18 protein-coding genes and 1 riboswitch are annotated in these 16159 nt (G+C 43.3%); of the genes, 3 read left to right on the top strand and 15 right to left on the bottom strand.

The genetic code is table 11. The annotated features are described in order from the left end of the window. Nucleotides 1-6: 6 nt before the first annotated feature. The 7 genes from ACLI1A_RS02815 to ACLI1A_RS02785 form a co-directional block, all read right to left on the bottom strand. Entirely contained in the window at nt 7-1671 is a 1665-nt protein-coding gene (locus ACLI1A_RS02815; RefSeq protein ID WP_411405871.1) for a GNAT family N-acetyltransferase, read from the bottom strand. A gap of 77 nt (nt 1672-1748) precedes the next feature. Next, nucleotides 1749-2234 (bottom strand): hypothetical protein, encoded by a 486-nt coding sequence (locus tag ACLI1A_RS02810; protein ID WP_411405869.1) that lies wholly within the window; start codon nt 2232-2234, stop codon nt 1749-1751. 7 nt (nt 2235-2241) lie between these two features. Next, a complete protein-coding gene (locus tag ACLI1A_RS02805; protein ID WP_411405867.1) occupies nt 2242-2742 on the bottom strand; it encodes a hypothetical protein in 501 nt (166 codons plus the stop codon). A 1-nt stretch (nt 2743) separates the two neighbouring features. Next, on the bottom strand, nt 2744-3418 hold the full coding sequence (locus ACLI1A_RS02800; RefSeq protein WP_411405865.1) for a DUF2625 domain-containing protein: 675 nt from the start codon (nt 3416-3418) through the stop codon (nt 2744-2746). An 85-nt stretch (nt 3419-3503) separates the two neighbouring features. Further along, nucleotides 3504-4121 carry a hypothetical protein gene (locus ACLI1A_RS02795; RefSeq protein ID WP_411405863.1) on the bottom strand — a complete coding sequence of 206 codons (618 nt, stop codon included), beginning with the start codon at nt 4119-4121 and terminating at the stop codon, nt 3504-3506. A 22-nt stretch (nt 4122-4143) separates the two neighbouring features. Further along, nucleotides 4144-4851: a class I SAM-dependent methyltransferase gene (locus ACLI1A_RS02790; RefSeq protein ID WP_411405861.1), complete on the bottom strand. Its 708-nt coding sequence runs from the start codon at nt 4849-4851 to the stop codon at nt 4144-4146. A gap of 2 nt (nt 4852-4853) precedes the next feature. After that, nucleotides 4854-5573: an SIMPL domain-containing protein gene (locus ACLI1A_RS02785; protein ID WP_411405859.1), complete on the bottom strand. Its 720-nt coding sequence runs from the start codon at nt 5571-5573 to the stop codon at nt 4854-4856. Between the two features lie 171 nt (nt 5574-5744). Between ACLI1A_RS02785 and ACLI1A_RS02780 the strand changes: the two genes are divergently transcribed. Next, entirely contained in the window at nt 5745-6077 is a 333-nt protein-coding gene (locus ACLI1A_RS02780) for a single-stranded DNA-binding protein (protein ID WP_411405857.1), read from the top strand. Nucleotides 6078-6228: 151 nt separating this feature from the next. Here the strand turns inward: ACLI1A_RS02780 and ACLI1A_RS02775 are convergent, their stop codons facing one another. The 5 genes from ACLI1A_RS02775 to ACLI1A_RS02755 all read right to left on the bottom strand — a co-directional run bounded on the left by ACLI1A_RS02775 (nt 6229) and on the right by ACLI1A_RS02755 (nt 11411). Beyond that, the gene (locus tag ACLI1A_RS02775) at nt 6229-6771 is read right to left on the bottom strand and encodes a 3-hydroxyanthranilate 3,4-dioxygenase (protein WP_411405855.1); all 543 of its coding nucleotides are present in this window, start codon (nt 6769-6771) and stop codon (nt 6229-6231) included. Nucleotides 6772-6974: 203 nt separating this feature from the next. After that, nucleotides 6975-7565 (bottom strand): LURP-one-related/scramblase family protein, encoded by a 591-nt coding sequence (locus tag ACLI1A_RS02770; RefSeq protein ID WP_411405853.1) that lies wholly within the window; start codon nt 7563-7565, stop codon nt 6975-6977. Nucleotides 7566-7727: 162 nt separating this feature from the next. Further along, the gene (locus ACLI1A_RS02765; protein ID WP_411405851.1) at nt 7728-8951 is read right to left on the bottom strand and encodes a homoserine dehydrogenase; all 1224 of its coding nucleotides are present in this window, start codon (nt 8949-8951) and stop codon (nt 7728-7730) included. Nucleotides 8952-9004: 53 nt separating this feature from the next. Next, nucleotides 9005-10180, bottom strand: a complete 1176-nt coding sequence (locus ACLI1A_RS02760; protein ID WP_411405849.1) for a trans-sulfuration enzyme family protein — start codon at nt 10178-10180, stop codon at nt 9005-9007. 139 nt (nt 10181-10319) lie between these two features. After that, nucleotides 10320-10424, bottom strand: a riboswitch (SAM riboswitch). 123 nt (nt 10425-10547) lie between these two features. Then, nucleotides 10548-11411, bottom strand: a complete 864-nt coding sequence (locus ACLI1A_RS02755; protein WP_411405847.1) for an EamA/RhaT family transporter — start codon at nt 11409-11411, stop codon at nt 10548-10550. 140 nt (nt 11412-11551) lie between these two features. Here ACLI1A_RS02755 and ACLI1A_RS02750 point away from each other — a divergent pair, with 140 nt between their 5' ends. Further along, nucleotides 11552-13153 carry a S8 family serine peptidase gene (locus ACLI1A_RS02750; RefSeq protein ID WP_411405845.1) on the top strand — a complete coding sequence of 534 codons (1602 nt, stop codon included), beginning with the start codon at nt 11552-11554 and terminating at the stop codon, nt 13151-13153. A gap of 17 nt (nt 13154-13170) precedes the next feature. Then, nucleotides 13171-14109, top strand: coding sequence for an NAD(P)H-dependent flavin oxidoreductase (locus ACLI1A_RS02745; protein WP_411405843.1), 939 nt, complete (start codon nt 13171-13173; stop codon nt 14107-14109). A gap of 414 nt (nt 14110-14523) precedes the next feature. On the opposite strand, the gene ACLI1A_RS02740 is transcribed toward ACLI1A_RS02745, so the two are convergent. From ACLI1A_RS02740 to ACLI1A_RS02730, 3 genes are all read right to left on the bottom strand, one after another. Continuing rightward, nucleotides 14524-15153 (bottom strand): YiiX family permuted papain-like enzyme, encoded by a 630-nt coding sequence (locus ACLI1A_RS02740; protein ID WP_411405841.1) that lies wholly within the window; start codon nt 15151-15153, stop codon nt 14524-14526. Continuing rightward, nucleotides 15119-15589, bottom strand: coding sequence for a hypothetical protein (locus tag ACLI1A_RS02735; protein ID WP_411405839.1), 471 nt, complete (start codon nt 15587-15589; stop codon nt 15119-15121). Before ACLI1A_RS02735 ends, ACLI1A_RS02740 begins: the two co-directional genes overlap by 35 nt. A gap of 81 nt (nt 15590-15670) precedes the next feature. Continuing rightward, complete coding sequence (locus ACLI1A_RS02730; protein ID WP_411405837.1) at nt 15671-16144, bottom strand: hypothetical protein; 474 nt, start codon at nt 16142-16144, stop codon at nt 15671-15673. Nucleotides 16145-16159: the final 15 nt, after the last annotated feature.

Raw genomic sequence — 16159 nt, 5'->3', positions numbered from 1 at the left:
CTTGGTTTACTTATTTGGTGTTTTACGCGATGGTTTTGTGGTTTTCGGGGCTGTGGTTTTTACCTGCTTTTCGTCGGCCGGTTTGGTGTCAGCTTCTTTTTCCGCCTTAACCTCATCCGAAAGTTTTTGCGATGCAGCCGTTTTCTTCAGTTTGTACAGGTCGTGCCTGCGGTCTTTTAAGATACGCACACTACCAAACTCGTGCAACTCCTTAAGTAAATCCAGGTCGCAGTCTACAATAATGGTCATTTCGGTATTGGGGGTAGCTTCGGCTTTTATGCCGTTACTGGGGAAACTAAAGTCAGACGGTGTAAACACCGCCGTTTGCGCATACTGTATGTCCATATTGTTAACCCCCGGCAGGTTACCCACACAGCCTGCTATGGCCACGTAGCACTCGTTTTCTATGGCGCGTGCCTGGGCACAGTGGCGCACACGGGTATAGCCGTTTTGGGTATCGGTAAGGAATGGCACAAACAGTATCTCCATACCTTCGTCGGCCAGCAGGCGACTCAGTTCCGGGAACTCCACATCGTAGCAAATAATAATGCCTATTTTGCCACAATCGGTATCAAAGGTTTTTATTTCGTAACCGCCTTTCATACCCCAGTAGTTCACCTCGTTAGGGGTAATGTGTATTTTGGTGTACATTTCGCTGGTACCGTCGCGCTTGCACAGGAAGCCCACGTTGTACAGCACGCCGTCTTCCACCAGCGGCATACTTCCGGTAATAATATTTATGTTGTAAGAAATGGCCATTTCCTGGAAGCGCTTACGTATCGGTTCGGCGTAGCGGGCTATTTCGCGTATGGCATCGGCTTCGCTAAGGTGGTTAAAGTCGGCCATAAGCGGCGCCACGAACAATTCCGGGAACAAGGCAAAGTCACTACCATACCCCGAAACCGCATCGATAAAAAACTCGGCCTGCTCAAAAAGCGCCTCTACATTTGCCAGCGGACGCATTTGCCACTGTACCAATCCCAGCCTCACCACGCTCTTACGAGCATTGATAAGCTTAGGTTCTTTTTCATAGTAAATATTGTTCCACTCCATAAGCACAGCGTAATCCTGACTGTCTTTATCGCCCTCCAGGTAATTGCGCATTATCTTAATCACGTGGAAATCGTTGCTTAACTGAAACGCCAGCACCGGATCGAATATCTCCTTTTGGCGTACTTTATCAATGTATTCTTTAGGGGTAATTTCGTCGGCGTGCTCGTTAAAATGCGGCATACGCCCCGCAAAAATGATGCTCTTTAGGTTCAGCTGCTCGCACAGTTCTTTACGGGCATCGTACAGGCGGCGGCCCAGGCGCAGGCCACGGTAGGCCGGGTCTATAAACACGTCGATTCCATACAGCACCTCGCCCTCATAGTCGTGCGTATCAAAACTATAGTTGCCCGTAATTTTTTCGTACGTATGGTTAGCGGTGGCCTTTTTCAGGTCGACAATAAGGCTTAAGGCACTGCCCACTACTTTACCGTCTACCAGTACCACCAGCTGTCCTTCGGGGAATATTTTTAAAAGGCGTTTTATATCGCTCAGGCCCCAGTAGGGTTCTTCCATATCCATTTCGCTGCCTGTATAGGCGTGCTGCATGGAAAGGCGGAGCTCTTTATAGTCTTCTATACGGAGGTTTCGTAATTCTACTTTGCTAATTTCTGCTTGCATAGGGGTTTCTTCTTTGACCTAAAGATACAAAAACCTTTCCGCTTGTAAACGTTTGTTGGTGGTTAAGAGGGTGTTAATTATTGCTTGGGGCACACAAGTTCCATCATTTTTTTGTTGAAAATATCCATAAACAGTTGCATTTCAACAGTTGCACATTTACATCCATCACAAAGAACAACTAAAGTAAACGTCCTATTGCAGCGAAATGCTTCGGAAATACGATTTTCGGGTCCCGAAGAATAGCCCCACGAACACAAAATAATCAGGTTGTTTTCGGCATAGAATGTTGTTGCCAAACTTTCAGCAGCAGCTTTAGCCCACACCTTATCATTTTCGGAAAATCGGTCAGCATTATCAAATAACTCCAAAAGAGACACAATGGAATTAACCGGATAGTTTTTCCACTTTTCGGGAGCGTTTTCCACTACCAATTTCTTAGGCACATGATGCACAATTTTACTAAAATCAGCAAGATACGGTTTTGCAACAGTGTCTACTTCAAACTCCTGAGAGAATACAGATACTGATAACAACAAACTGAAAACAAGTAAAATTGACTTCATAATCAGGTTAATTGCAAAAGGTTAGTTTGTTTGCATATATAGTAATCATATTTGTTTTCCAGTCAAAAGAGAACTCCTTTATCTGCTTTTGTACACCGTTACAGGTAAGCAGTATATAATCTTTATCTAAAAGCGCTTTGTGTTCATACCCCAGGAGATTTGCATAATGGTACACCGGATAATAATCGTTCTTTTGCTCGGCTGATAGTAACTCGTATTGCCTTAAGTCAATACTTTTTCTTCCGGGTAGTTCTATAATTCCCAAATTAATCTTGTATAAATCCTTAGGAATATTTACAATCTTAAACTTAATATTGTATACTTCAAATATAAGCTCTCTAACGGAGTTATCAGTTGGTAAATTGACTGAAAAATTACCGTCAAAATCTACATTGCCAAATGGGTCGATAACCGGCACACCAAATCCATCGGTGTAAAACTGCCCGCTGATTTGGGCAGTAGTCAGATATGAAAGGCCGCAGAATATTAATGTAAATAGAAACTTCATATTATTTCAACCCAAGTTGTTCCCTAAAGTGTATTGTAAGACCGTAATGTTCCTCAACCGGAACAGCTTTACGTGAAGATTTATTAATCTCTTTTCCTTCTTTGGTCCATAGATACGGGTAAAAACTAAACATTTTATCTCCACCAAGTGTCTGGATATCTTTTTCCCAGCCCGTCCAACGCAGGTTTTCATAAAAAGCATTTAAATCGCCACTGAAACAGAAAATAATAAAATCAGTATACGATGAATCCAGCGGTTCATACTCTAATGAATCGGGTGCCAGATAATATATTTTACCGATATCTGAGCCTAATCCACCACCGTTTAGCAGGAAAAAACCACCTACAGCATCGTCTGCCACTAACCAAAACGGGGCTGCCTGCCCGTAAGTCGTGATTGATTTACCCAGATTCCAGCCGGGCAACGACCGGTTTAAGCGGGTACTTCCCGAACCCAAAATCCTAATCCATCCGCCGTCGATAAGAACACCACCAGTTTCGTAGATAATTGCACCCATAGGCGAACGTGTAGTAACCTGTATGTTAAATAGTGCTTCTGTAGCTTTGGCCTTGTCAACAGGTAAAACTTCGACCTTGTTTTTAGCTTCTTTTATCCATTCTGAAATGAGTACCCAGCCCGGGTCCTCTTTATTTATCAGGTCATTTACTGGACGCATATTGTTTTGTGAAAAAGAAATCATAGAAACAAAAAACATTAAAAATACGTACCTCATTTTAAGCGTTGATTCTAATAGTACTCTGTTATTTCAAATTATAAAAACAATTACTTCCTATAGCACCCCCACCATACTCCAGCGCTAACCTGCTGTTTACATAAATATGGGTACAGCCATCGTTGTATTGAGTTTTTAAACTATCGTTCATTGGCTTATCAAAAACTATAAAGCTATACATACCCATACCACAGCGCTTAAAGTTAATTTCGGTGGGTTTTCCACTGGCAATACCTATACAATCGGCAGCATCAAGTTTTTCCTTTAACTTTATTAATGTCTCCCTGTTCCAGCCCAAAGGTTGAATTAAACTATCCATGTGTTCCGTATCGGTATCAATATTCCACTCGGCAACTCCATCTTCATAGCCATTATCTGTAAGGTTTGAAAATCCGAACCTGTTTAGCGTATTGTCATCGTCAAATTCGATGTATACAGATTTATCTTTTTTAACTATGGATTTAAAATACCTTTTCAGTTCATAGATTTCGGTTTTTTTACTCTCAAAATGTTCTTTCAGTTCCGTTACGCTATAATCTGTATCAAACATTCCGGCTATTGCCAAAAAAGAAACAACGAAGTACCCTATATAGATAACCATTCCAAGGCAGCCTAACCCCGCCAGCCATTTTAAAATATTCTTCATCAGCTGTTTTATATGGATTTTGTTACTTCACTCCCCCAAAAGCCCCGAAGCACATATTCTTGTGCAGGATCTCGGTTTTGGTAAAGCCTACGCGTTTCATTAAATCGAGTTGGTACGTCATGCTGCGGGGTGAGTCTTCCATGGCTATGTAGTCCAGAACATGCTTGCGGTAGTCTGCACCGTTTACTCCCTCCAGGTAATCGCCGTAGCGCTCCCAGGTATAGCCGGTTATAGCATCGGTTTCCTGAATAATCAGGTCGCTAATCATCAGGCAGCCGCCGGGTTTCAGCAGGTTGTACAGCTTGGTAAAGGTGGTTTCCCAGTCGGCATCATCGCGAAGGTGGTGCAGTACCGCCCCTGCCAGTATAATATCATAGCTTCCTTCTTCCAGTCCCGCTTCCCTGATATCGGCACACACGGTGGCTACACTGCCCGTAGTGTTTGGGCTAACGCGTTCTAATGCCCTCGTAAGCATGGGTTGGCTCAAATCGAGCAGGGTGCAGTTCAGGCCTGGCAGCTTGCCCAACATCATCAGGGTATAGTTGCCCGCACCGCAGCCTACATCAAGTAAATTTATGGCATTGGGTACAATGCGTTTAGCCGATTCGGTTATCAGCTCCAGCGATATTTTGGCATCGATGGTGCTTATCTGCCCGGTATCGAGGTTGCTGAAACGTTCCACATCGTTATCAAAACGCTCGCGTATTTGTGCTACGGTAGATTTTTGCATAGTTATTTGCTTATTTCGTAGATGATGGTAACCTCTTCTTCCACTTCCTTTTCTGTCAATTCCGTGTTTCCTAAAACTGTGCCGTCCATATAGCGCGGCGACCTCGACACATATTCATAAGATTTACTACCCCTATAATAACGTTCGTTGTTGCCCGATTTAGAGATACTCTTCACTCCTGAAATATTTACGCCCAAAGCCTTGGCCATGTTATCGGCATTGGCACGGGCATCAGCTATGGCTTTTTCTAAAAGTTTTACCGATGTGGCTTTCTGTAATTCCTCAGACAGTCCTGTGGTATAGTTTACCGACACGTCCTGGTACTTGCCCGACTGTAATTCAGTATACACCATATCAAGCAGTTTGTTATCCAGCTGCATTTCTATGGTAAGCGATGCAGATGCCGTATACGATTTCTTTTCCGGGGCAGAACTGTTGTAGCGGTCGTTACTGCTTACAGAATATTCGGCAATTTTTATGGCTTTATCCGGCACACCCGATTTTACAAGGTATTGTTTCAGGGCAGTGGTTTCGGTATTCAGGGCTTTTAGAGCCTCCGCTTCTACATCGTTGCGCTTGCGTACATCAACTTTAAGGGTTACCACATCGGGTTTTACCTTAACTTTTGCCTTACCCTCGGCTACAAGTTCGCTACCGGTTTTAGGCGTTTGCGCAAAGGCAGCACAGGTAACAAATAGTAATAAGAAGAAGTGTTTTTTCATGGGTGATAATTGGTTTTTATTATTCATACAAACGTTTACAAATGGCTACAACCGATAATAAGCGGTTAACTACCGATTGTGGGTTGGCGGTTGGCGCAACTTTGCAATGTGATTGAAAGATACACAGATAACCAATACATATAACGTTAACTTTTTAATTTCTTATACGCCATGAATACATTAAAAAACAGGGTACAGCTAATAGGCAATGCGGGTAACGCACCGGAGATAAAAACCTTTACCGACGGTAAAAAGCTGGCACGCCTTACCGTAGCTACTAACGAAAGCTTTTATAACGACAAGGGCGAAAAGGTAACCGATACACAGTGGCACAATGTTACCGCCTGGGGGAAAACCGCAGAGATTGTAGAAAAATACGTGACCAAAGGCAAGGAGCTTGCCCTGGAAGGAAAGCTTACCTACCGCAGCTACGACGCCCAGAACGGTGAAAAGAAATACATTACTGAAATAGTTATCAGTGAAATTATTTTATTCGGGAGATAGCAAAACCAACCGCGCTTAACAACCCAACCAATTTTTAATGCCTTGTTGCCCAACAGTACCAACCAAATGTAAAAAAGCACGGGCTGCACACAAACCGTTATGGGTAATGATGCAGTCCGTGCCGGGTGACAATGGACAAAAAAAGTTATTGTTATTCCTCTTTGGCTACATAGCGCTCATCAGTAGGGAGTACGTGCCCGCAACTTTTGCAGGTACGCAGCGCTTCCGAATTGTAAAAGTGCTTGTAGTGCGGCAGGAAGTCTTTTTCTATGTTGTGCAGCTCAAAGTATACTTCGTGCAGTTTGTGGTTGCAGTTGTCGCAAAACCAAAGCAGCCCGTCGGTAAAGCCGCGGCCTGCCCTTACACGCTCTATTACCAGGCCTATAGAGCCTTCACTGCGTACAGGGCTATGGGGTACTTTGGCCGGATGCAGATACATATCCCCGGCGTGCAGTTCCATTTCCCTGCGTTCGCCTTCATCCTGAACAATTACCTTTATACTGCCCTCCAGCTGGTAAAACAGCTCTTCGGTTTCATTATAGTGGTAGTCTTTACGGGCGTTTGGGCCGGCTACTACCATAACTATATAATCATCAGAAAGCGGGTATATATTTTTGTTGCCTACCGGTGGTTTTAGCAGGTGGCGGTTATCATCAATCCATTTATTCAGGTTAAAAGGCGGTGTTAGTGCCATAGTATTTTCAATTTGGAATTATAAATTATCAGTTACGAATCTAAGCAGTGAAACAAGCACTGTAAACTCCTCATAAAATTACGGCTTTCTGCCGCACCACCGCTGATTTTTATCAGTTTTTTGGCGGTATGCCAAACTTCTTTAAACAACAAAAGCGACCTTTTTCGGGTCGCTTTATTGCTTTTTGTATGGTATACTACTTATTACTTGCTTTCTTTCAGTACCATATCTATGGTTACTGCGGCAGAAATAATAGCTATACGTGTTCTTTTGTCTTCCAGAGCGCCACTAATGTGTACGTGGTATTTATCAGCCGTAGTGAACAGCTCTTTAAGCGCACCTGCCCACTTTTTGTTTACCACACCTATCGGTTGGTTTTTAGCATCGGTGATTTTAAAGTCCCACGCTACAAAGTCGCCTTTAATATACCCCAGCGAAATACCGGCCATATCCATAATATTAAAAGCAGGTTTTAGCAGGGTAAACTTTTGCTTAATCTGTCCTACAGGCGTTCCGGTTGCATCGGCAATTACGATTTTAGACATAAAGAATGTCCATCCACGAGAAATAGTAGCCTGAAGCTGTCCTTGTTCGTCACGGATTTCCAGCAGGAACGGTAGCATTTTTTTGTTTAGCAAAAGCCTTAGCGCTTTTTGTCCGCCGGTAAGTTTCTGGTTAATGTTACCCAGTTGTTTGCCTTCGCCATCGTATAAACGGTAGGCGTTTTCAAATTTGAACATGTTTACTTTTTCATCAATAAAGTACGTGTTCCCGTCAAAGAAGGTTGATTCCATAATAGGTGGTTGGTTAAAAAATTGAACTTTTTAAAAAATTAGCAGCGCTAATATAACTAAAAGAACAACATAAACGGTTTTTTGTTAAAAAAAAGAAGCCTCCCCAGTGGTGTAGGGAGGCTTCCGGTAATTGGAAAATAGTTGAAAGAAAATCCTTGTTTGTTACGCAGGTACTGCAACCTGCGCTGTGGAGGCGCTCTTTGTTTCCTTTACTACATTAATAAGTATAAAAGAAACATCGGTGCCGTATTGTTGTTGTAGTTGTTTCAGGTTATTTAGTGTAATATCTCCTGTAATGTAGCCTTCGCTGTTGTTCAGGTAGGCTTCCTCTACGGTATTAAATTTCAGTTTCAGGGCTTCAGCGTCGTCCTTTTGGTGGCGCAGCAGCACCTTAAGCTCGGCATCGTTGCTCAGGCTAAGGTTTTCCTGACGTAGTATTTTCTTGTATTCATAACGGTAATCGTAGCTTAGTGCCGAAATATCAGACAGCACCGCCGATGCCGTAGGATACGCCCCTGCCCCACGCCCCACAAAGAAGTGCGTATCGGCAAAGTAGGTTTTGGTAAGTACGCCGTTAAACACGTCGTCTACGTTATACAACCTGTCTTCAGGAGTTACAAACTTAGGGGTTACAAACGCCGAAATGGTATTGTCTGCACCTTTAAAAGCCTGTGCTACCAGCTTAATTTTTAGGCCTTTTTCTTTAGCGTATTTCAGCTCCAGCTCACCTATGTTGTCTATACCCAGGTTAAATATCTCATCCGGGGTGGCTATGTAACCAAACGAGTGCGCAAGCAGTATCTGTAGTTTGTATTTGGCATCAAAACCGCCGGTATCCAGTATTGGGTTGCTTTCGGCAAAGCCAAGATCCTGTGCCTGTTTCAGCGCGTCGGCATAGCTAAGGTTTTCCGAAAAAGTCTTGGTAAGTATATAGTTTGTACTACCGTTTACAATACCCTCAATAGAATCCAGCAGGTCGTTATCATAATACTCCTCCAGGTTTCGGATTATTGGCATACTGGCACATGCAGCTGCTTCATACAGCAGCGGCACATTGTACTCGCGTTGCAGTTGCAGCAGTTCGGCAAAGTGTTCGGCCACCATCTTTTTGTTGGCACTTACCACAGCCTTTCCTTTTTTTAGTGCAGCCGTTACAATTTCGTATGCAGCATCGGCATCGTCTATAAGCTCTACCACAACATTAATGCTGTCGTCGTTAAGGATGTCGTTTTTATCGTACGTAAAATTTTCCGGGCCTATTTCACGCTGCTTGTTCTTGTCTTTTACGCAAATGTTCTTGATTGTTGCCTGAAGGCCCGGAGTTTTTTGCAGTACTTCATATAAGCCATGCCCTACTACACCAAACCCAAATAAGCCTATATTCAATTGTTTTCTAGCCATTTTTCCCTATCCTGAGGTGATTTTATTTTTTCTTTTTATTAAACGGTCGCTGTAGCATTTTCCTGAACGCTTACTGCTACTGCAAAAGCCTGTTTCAGGTCTTCAATAAGATCGTCTGCATCTTCAAGGCCTACGCTAAGGCGTATAAGGCTATCTGTAACACCTGCCTGGTAACGCTTTTCTGCCGGGATAGACTTGTGGGTCATTTCACACGGTAAACACAGTAGGCTCTTCACACCACCAAGGCTCTCGGCAAGCTTAAACAGCTTAGTGCTGCTTACTATTTTGCTGGCAAGTTCTTTGTCGTCTATAACCAGATCAAACGTTACAACACCGCCAAAGTACTTTTGTTGTTTTTTAGCAATTTCGTGGTTGTGGTGCGTGGCAAGGCCTGGGTAGTATACGTTTTTAACCAGTTTTTCTTCAAGAAGGTATTCGGCCACTTTCTGTGCATTTTCGGCATGTGCCTTAATACGCAGGCTAAGGGTTTCTATACCGCGGATTACTAACCAGCTGTCAAACGGCCCAAGGATAGCACCCGAAGCATTTTGTATGAATTTTATCTTATCGCCAAGTTCCTGTGTAGCGGTTACTACAAGGCCGGCAATAAGGTCGCTGTGGCCCGAAAGGTATTTTGTAGCGCTATGTACCACGATGTCGGCACCAAGGTTAAGTGGTTTTTGTGCTATTGGCGAAGCAAAAGTGTTGTCTACGCAAAGTAGTATGTTGTTTGCTTTGGCAATTTTACCAATAGCCTCAATATCAGAAATTTTTAGTGTAGGGTTTGTAGGCGACTCTATCCAGATAAGTTTGGTTTTGTCGGTTACGGCATCGGCTACGTTTTGTGCGTTTGTAGTATCTACGTACTTAATGCTGATGCCAAATTTTTGGTACACATGTGTAAACAACCTGAAAGCACCACCGTAAATATCGTCTACTGCAATAACCTCATCACCGGCGCTAAGCAGTTTTATAACAGCATCAATGGCTGCAAGGCCGCTGGCAAAAGCATAACCGTTAGTACCGTTTTCAAGTTGGGCAATAGTATCTTCAAGTACCTTACGGGTAGGGTTGTTGCTGCGGGCATAGTCAAAACCTTTGTGTACGCCTGGTGCATCCTGCACAAATGTTGAAGTTTGGTAAATAGGCACCGAAATACTTCCGGTTAATGGATCGATAGGCAGGTTGTTCAGGATTGCAGTTTGTTCTTTCATCTTTTCGAATTAATTTTTGTTAAACATTTACGTTTCTCAAAAACTATTCAAAGCCAGGTATCGAAAAGGCATAAAATAAAAAAAGCCTTCCCGACAAGTCAGAAAGGCATATATGTGTAATTATATAATTGCTGTTTCTTACTTATCTTTCCCTACCAAAGGCAGGGTTGAATGTGGCACCTTATTTTTCAACAGGTTGCCAAGACGTCATCGGGTCAATTCCCTCGGTCTTTCTGGATAAGAATAATTTTGAAGAACTTGCAGCAAAGGTAAGGGAGGAGTTTTTTATTTTCCAAACATTTTTTGAAAAAAATTTTCAACCTCTTTTGAATTTAATCCACAAAACACTAATTAACAAACATTTACACTATTTAAAAATTTGCGACAATGTAATGAAAATTATTGCCAACAGTGCCAGCACTATTCCGATATAATTTTTAAATGTAAGTTTTTCCTTAAACAAAAATACCCCGGTAAGACTACCCAAAACAATAACCCCCATGTTCATGGAAGCAAAAACCGTAGAAGGATTTTCGGCAAAAGCCTTATGCGCTTTTAGGTAAAAAAGGATATTCCCAAAGTTAAAAATGCCTATAAGTAACCCGTAGGCAAAGTTAATGGGTTCTATTTTTTTGCGCTGAAAAACCGCTTCGTATACCGTAACGGCAAAAGTTACCACCAATGCCCCCGCAAATATTATAAACAACGATGTGGTATACCCCGGTTTTTGCAGCAGCGCCACCTGTTTAAACAAGGTGTCTACAATACCGAAACCCAGTAACACTACCGCCGGATACAGCCAGTCGCGCCCCGATTTTCCGGCTTCGCCTTTCTTGCTAAGTATCAGCAGCAGTGCAGGAAAACCTACTGCAAGCCCCAGTATTTTCCAGCCGTTAAATGCCTCCCGAAATATAAGCCATGCGGCCAGTATGGGTATAAACAACGACAGCCTTTGGGCAGCATCGGTTTTTACAATGCCCACATGTTTTACAGAAGCAGCCAGGAACAGGAATATAGACGGTAGCAGCACCATAAGCGCACCGTACAGCGCCCAGTGATCCTGAAGGTAAGCAACATTGGTTTCGGGTTCAAAGAAAAGGTAGCACAGTAGCAGTGCCACTACATAATTGCACAATATCAGCTGGGTACTGCGGCGTGCATTTTTGCCTGCAATTTTAAAAATAACCCCTACCGATACGCTGCATAGTATGCTCAGCATTAAGTACAGCATCTCTAAAAAGTTTTAAACGCGCTAAAATAGGCTTTTAAAATTTGATGGCGTTATAAATCGTATATTTGAAAGCCTAATCACAAAAGTACGGTATAGTGTTACGTTTGTAGCTTGTGGTTTAAGGAATTAAAGATTGCCTTATGAAAAGACTTTGCATACTGTTGTTTATACTTTTTGTTTCGCCTGTATTTGCCCAGCAGGATGCCTGGGTATATTTTACAGACAAACCGGATACCGACTATTACCTGGCAAATCCGCTGGAAATGCTGTCGCAAAAAGCGCTGGACAGGCGTACTAACCAAGGTATAGCCTTAGACGAAAAAGACGTACCCATACACCCTGAATACATAGACGGCGTTACTACCGCAACGGGCATTACCGTTATGGCAAAAAGCAAATGGCTAAATGCCATGCACGTTCGTGGTACTATAGAAGATATTACCGCCCTTACCTCACTTTCGTATGTGGCATCTGTAGATTTTGCCGACGACACCCTGAACGGAAAACCTGCCAAGGCAAAAACAAAACCCACTAACAAACAGTTGGAAACTCAAACCGAGTACAACTACGGTACAGGGGCTACGCAGATACAGATGCTGAACGGGCACCTGCTGCACCAGGCGAATTTTACCGGTACGGGCATGACTATTGCCGTGCTCGATGCGGGTTTCCCTAATACTGACAGTTCTCCGGTAATGCAGCATTTGTACGACAACAACCTGGTACTGGGCGGGCACAATTTTGTAGAAAACTCAGACAACGTATATACAGGAGGCTCACACGGCACTATGGTACTGAGCACTATGGGCGGATATGCAGACAACCAGCTTGTGGGTACCGCGCCCGATGCGTTTTACTATCTTTTTGTAACCGAAAGCATGACGTATGAAAACCCCGTGGAAGAATCGTTTTGGGTGGAAGCCGCCGAAGAAGCCGACAGCCTGGGTGTCGATGTTATAAATACTTCCCTTGGATATTTTACCTACGAAAATGCTGCTTACAGCTATACTTACGACGAAATGGACGGACAAACAGCCTTTATTTCGCGAGGCGCAGATATTGCCTTTAGCCGTGGTATGTTTATAGTCGTTTCGGCGGGTAACAGTGGCTTTGGGGCAAACCCGCACATAGGCGTTCCTGCCGATGCGGTAAACGTGCTTACCGTAGGTGCTGTAGACAGTAGTGAGCAGTATGCGTACTTCAGTTCGATAGGGCCAAGCGCCGACAACCGCATAAAACCCGATGTTATGGCTATGGGCCTGGGCAGTGCTTATGCTGCTACCGATGGTAATATCTACACGGGTAACGGCACTTCGTTTTCCAGCCCCATAACAGCCGGGCTTGTGGCTTGTTTGTGGCAGGCATTGCCCGACCTGACCAATGCCGAATTGCTGCAACTTATAAAACAATCAGCCGACCGGTATACCACGCCGAATGCCTATTATGGCTACGGCATCCCTGATTTTTGGGCGGCATACCAAAGTACACTCGACACTCCAAAGGCCGATAAAAATGGCATAACTGTGTACCCGAATCCGGTGAATGATGTAGTAAACATCAACCTGCCGGAAGGTGAAGCAGCTTATTTTGTGCTGTACAACAACCTGGGGCAAATAGTGATGAAAACTCAACTAACAACTGCCAAAAACCAGGTAGATATAAGCAGGTTATCTGCCGGAATATACAACTACCGCATAGAAAACGCCTTAGGCAACAGCACCGGAAAGCTGGTAAAAAACTGATACTATAACCCAAACCCATGAATAAAATAACCCAACTGTTTAACATTAAATATCCCATTATCCAGGCCGGGATGATATGGGCCAGCGGATACAAACTGGCAAGCGCCGTAAGTAATGCCGGTGGCCTGGGCATTATAGGCGCAGGGTCTATGTACCCCGAGGTGCTGCGCGAACACATACGCAAGTGTAAGGCCGCTACCGATAAGCCTTTTGGCGTAAACGTACCCATGCTGTACCCTAACATTGAGGAAATCATGCAGATTATTGTGGAAGAAGGCGTGAAGATTGTCTTTACCAGCGCCGGAAACCCCAAGACCTGGACCGCTTTTCTTAAGGGAAAAGGCATTACGGTAGTACACGTGGTAAGCAGTGTAAAATTTGCCCTGAAAGCGCAGGAAGCGGGGGTAGACGCCGTAGTAGCCGAAGGCTTTGAAGCCGGAGGACATAACGGCCGTGAGGAAACCACCACCTTTACCCTGATACCCATGGTTAAGGAACAGCTGAGCATTCCGCTTATTGCAGCAGGTGGTATTGCCACAGGTCGTGGTATGCTTGCAGCTATGGTACTGGGTGCCGACGGCGTACAGGTAGGCAGCCGTTTTGTGGCTACACCCGAGGCATCATCGCACCAGAACTTTAAGGATTTGATTGTGAGAATGCAGGAGGGCGATACCCACCTTACCCTGAAAGAACTGGCTCCTGTAAGGCTGATAAAGAATAAATTCTACAACGACCTTATGGCGCTGTATGCCAAGGGGGCAACTCCCGATGATCTTAAAACACTATTGGGTCGTGCCCGTGCCAAAAAGGGTATGTTTGAGGGCGACCTGGAAGAAGGTGAACTCGAAATAGGCCAGATTGCAGGGTTGATTCATGATATAAAACCTGCTGCCGATATAGTAACCGATATGATGGCAGAATTTGAACAGGCTAAGGCTGAGATAGCTTCGCTATAAACACAGAACCGCAGTTATTTACTGCGGTTTTTTATTGTATAGCTAAAAAGCTTGATTACAAATATAATTTGTGCTACCACAAAGGATATTATGGCAATACAGAATAACGGAATGCACACATAGAGTATGTTGCCAAAAAAATTAGAAAGAGATAACAATGCATCACATAAAATGAACGGCACCGTCATAATTAGATAGGTATACGCGGTAGTACTACTGGTTTCTTTTCGCAACAAAAAGAAATAGATTAGTAAAACCACAACGAACCAAAGCCCCACAATACGGGTGAATAGCATTTTTGGAAATAGTATTGTATTCCATCCGGGAATTATGGAACTCAGATAGTCTGCGGAGCTACTTTGCATCAATACAAAAGTTATGACCATCAGGGCAATTGTACCGATTATGGTTTTCTTATGGCGCAACATAGGTTCCGGCTATTGTTTCAAGCAATTCACTGTCGTAAACATCCTTAGGGGAAATTACTTTTTCATCCATAGGGATATTGTTGCCATAACGTTCCTTAAGCTTTAGCTTTACAGGCGGGGCAGTAAGGTCGAAATCCTTGAGCTGTTTCAGGTGCCCTATTTCCAGCCCCGTAGATTCTTTGTAGAGTTTCCATACCAGTTCGCTGCAATAAATACGGTCGTTATTCCATTCAAAATAGAGGTCGTAATCCTTGCCGTTCATGGTTTTTGCTACCGCCTTCATCTTTTTCAGTGCCGATGGCGTAAGCGCAGTAGTGTCCTTAAGGCGCTTTATTACATACCTGTCGTTTTGGCCACGGTCTATCCAGTCCTCGAGCGGTGTTTTCTTTACCGGTTGTACGGCTTCAAACACGTACCACTGCCCGTCATCTTCATAGATAACCCCACAATGCGAGTATTCCGAATGTGTAGCCAGTTGAATCGCCTTGCTTTGCGCGGATGTAGACGTCTGGAAAATAATGTCGCCGTTGTGTAGTTTATCAGCGTGGACTACATGATTCTTTTTGCAGGCAAACGTAACACTACAGATTATTATGAGCAGCAGTATTTTCTTCATAATTTTGACGGTAAATGGGTAATATTTCGGCTAATCTTTTTGGCTTCAAAGACATATAGCTAATTTCAATTTTTTCATCAACTCCCCGGTTTTTAAATTCAAGAAAGAAAGATGAGCTGTCGCTGTTATCATTTTCAGTCATCCTTTCGTCTGTTATACATTCCCAGGAAACAAAACCTGCTTTTTCAGAATCTATGCCTTCAGCACTAATAATTATTTTAGGTTTCTGGTCTATAATAAGCTTAAGTCCCTTAAACAATGTGAAAACAGCAATTGCTATCATAATATATAGAAAGAAGCCTTCCTGAGCTGATTTCTGGTTGCCGGAAGCTAAAACAATAATTAGGGCAACAAGAGCAAACAGGACTAAAAATATGCCCATTGTATAGCTGTTCCTAATGATAAATTTTTCAGGTACTTTGCGGATTGTTGCCATGTTGGGTTGGTTATAAATAAAAAATGCCGCGCTGTGAGCACGGCATCTAATATAGAAATTTTCTGTGTTAAAATCTTCAGCTTAATTCGAAGCTTTTTGCATACTCCTGAATCGGTAAGTGTCTAACAGGTTTGTAAATGCCGTGGGCTTAACACCTATTTTTCCGGTAGGTATCGTAGTCATCTTTCCCTTATATTGAAAACGAAGTGTCTCAGTGCCTCCCCAGGTAAGGTTAATATCAGATATATCGCTCCATAGCATTATAGGCTTGTCCGGTAGTTTTAAACCTTCGTCGTTTAATATAAGCTGCGGCTCTTTGTTGTTCAAGCCTTTATACGCCTGGTAAAAGAATAACAGCGCAAATACAGGCGCAGCGTACATTATAACATTCTGTTTTCTTGCATCTAATGCTGAACCCGATTGCTCACTAAAGAATAAGATTACGGCACTTACAAGAAATACTACACCCAATACAATTTTTACATACATACGGGTTTTTGAGATATAAATGTACGTTGTTTCCGGCACCGCCGGATTGTCTGAAAAAGTCTTCATAAAGTTGGTTATAAA

The sequence above is a fragment of the Flavobacterium sp. RHBU_3 genome, assembly GCF_046613565.1.
Classification (GTDB): Bacteria; Bacteroidota; Bacteroidia; order Flavobacteriales; family Flavobacteriaceae; genus Flavobacterium.
The sequence above is the reverse complement of the archived record's forward strand: the minus strand, read 5'-3'. Positions and strand labels throughout refer to the sequence as shown.